At 76.9% G+C, this 2,359-nt stretch carries 2 protein-coding genes; both read left to right on the forward strand.

From position 1 onward, the window contains the following. Positions 1-125, forward strand: a 125-nt coding sequence (locus tag OP86_RS36300; protein WP_157849907.1) for a methionine adenosyltransferase domain-containing protein, incomplete at its 5' end; no start/stop codon positions are given. Positions 126-218: 93 nt separating this feature from the next. Further along, entirely contained in the window at positions 219-2,303 is a 2,085-nt protein-coding gene (locus tag OP86_RS32320) for a primosomal protein N' (RefSeq protein ID WP_030261078.1), read from the forward strand. The last annotated feature ends 56 nt before the right edge of the window (positions 2,304-2,359 follow it).

The raw sequence follows: 2,359 nt of genomic DNA on the forward strand, positions 1-2,359 counted from the left end.
TGGACCTGCTGCGGCCGATCTACTCCCAGACCGCCGCGTACGGCCACTTCGGCCGTGAGCTGCCGGACTTCACCTGGGAGCGCACCGACCGCGTCGAGCAGCTGAAGGCGGCCGTCCAGGACTGACGTCCGGAGCGCTCGAAGCGGCGCCCGCCCCTCTCGGGGGGCGGGCGCCGTTTTGTGCGCGTTGTCGGTGTGACCTGGTAGTACTTGGGAGCGATGAGCAGCACAGAGGAGAACGGGGCCGGAGAGCCGGAGCAGCTGGCCTTCATCCGGGAGACGGTCAAGCGGGCCAAACCGCGCAGCTGGCACGGGGCCAAGCGGGCCGAGCACCTGCCGGTGGCCCGGGTCGTGGTGGACAAGGGCGTGCTCACCATCGACAAGTTCTTCGACTACGAGGTGCCGGCCGCGATGGCCGAGGAGGCCCGCCCCGGGGTGCGGGTGCGGGTGCGGTTCGGCGCGCGCGTGGTGAAGGGGCAGCGCGAAGGCGGCGAGCTGCACGACGGGTTCATCGTCGCCCGGCTGGAGAAGAGCGACTTCCCCGGGCCGCTCGCCCCGCTGGCGCAGGTGCTCTCGCCCGAGCCGGTGCTCACCCCGCAGCTGCTGCGGCTGTGCCGGACCGTCGCGGACCGCTACGCCGGGACGCTCGCCGACGTGCTCCAGCTGGCCGTCCCGCCCCGGCACGCCAAGGCCGAAGCCGAGCCCTCCCCGCCGCCGCAGCCGCGCCCGGCGGCCCCGGCCCCCGGCGGCTGGCAGCGCTACCCGGCCGGACCCGACTTCCTCGCCGCACTGGCCGCCGGCGGCGCGCCGCGCGCGGTGTGGACGGCGCTGCCCGGGCCGGGCTGGCCGTACGAGATCGCGCGGGCGGTGGCGGCGACGCTGGCGAGCGGGCGCGGGGCGCTGGTCGTCCTGCCGGACGGGCGGTCGGTGGCCCGGGTCGACCAGGCACTGACCGAGCTGCTCGGCCCCGGGACGCACGTGGCCCTGGAGGCCGACCTCGGCCCGCGCGAGCGCTACAAGCGCTGGCTCGCGGTGAGCCGGGGCTCGGTGCGCGCCGCGATCGGGACCCGCGCCACCATGTTCGCCCCGGTGTGCGACCTCGGGCTGGTCGTCGTCTGGTCCGACGGGGACAGCAGTCACAGCGACCCGCGCGCCCCGCACCCGCACGTCCGGGAAGTGGCGCTGCTGCGTGCCACCGAGGAAGGCGCGGCGGTGCTGCTGGGCGGGCACGCGGTGACGGTGGAGGGGGCGCAGCTGGTCAGTACCGGTTGGGCCCGCCCGCTCGTCGCCGACCGGGAGACGGTGCGGCAGGTCGCGCCGAGGGTGCGGACCGTCACCGACCAGGACCAGCACCGTGACGCGGCCGCACAGGCCGCCCGGCTGCCCTCCGTCGCCTGGGACGCCGCCCGGGAGGCGCTGGCGGCCGGACACCCGGTGCTCATCCAGGTGCCCCGGCGCGGCTACGTGCCCCGGCTGGCCTGCGGGCGCTGCCGAACCCCGGCGCGGTGCCGGCGGTGCGAGGGGCCGCTGGAGGCACCCTCGGCGGACGCCCTGCTGACGTGCGGGTGGTGCGGGGAGACGGAGAACGACTGGCACTGCCCCGAGTGCGGGTCGTTCCGGCTGCGGGCCCAGGTGGTCGGCGCCCGGCGGACGGCGGAGGAACTGGGCAAGGCGTTCCCGCGGATCCCGGTGCGGACCTCGGGACGGGACGCGGTGCTGGCCACCGTGCCGGACGAGCCCTCGCTGGTGATCTCCACACCGGGCGCGGAACCCCTGGTGGAGGGCGGCTCCGGGTACGGGGCCGCGCTGCTGCTGGACGGGTGGGCGCTGCTGAGCCGGCCGGACCTGCGGGCCGGGGAGGAGGCGCTGCGGCTCTGGCTGGCGGCCGCCGCGCTGGTGCGGCCCTCGACGGAGGGCGGCACGGTGGTCGTGGTCGCCGAGCCCTCCGCCCGTCCGGTACAGGCGCTGGTCCGCTGGGACCCGCTGGGGCACGCGGGGCTGGAGCGGGACGAGCGGGCGCAACTGCACTTCCCGCCGGTGTCGCGGATGGCGTCGGTCAGCGGCAGCCCGGCGGCCGTCGCCGACCTGCTGGGGCTGATCCGGCTGCCGGACGGGGCCGACGTGCTCGGGCCGGTGCCGGTGCCGGCGCTGCGGGGAGAGGAGCAGGAGCGCGCGCTGCTGCGGGTGGCGCCCGGGCAGGGGGCGGCGCTGGCGGCGGCGCTCAAGGCGGCGCAGATCGCGAGGATCGCGCTGCGGACGGCGGAGCCGGTGCGGGTGCGGGTGGATCCGACGGACATCGGCTGAGGTCGGGCGGAGGGTTCGCGGGCTGTCTCTTATACACATCTGACGCTGCCGACGAG

It is taken from the genome of Streptomyces novaecaesareae, from assembly GCF_000716875.1.
Taxonomy (GTDB): domain Bacteria; phylum Actinomycetota; class Actinomycetes; order Streptomycetales; family Streptomycetaceae; genus Kitasatospora; species Kitasatospora novaecaesareae.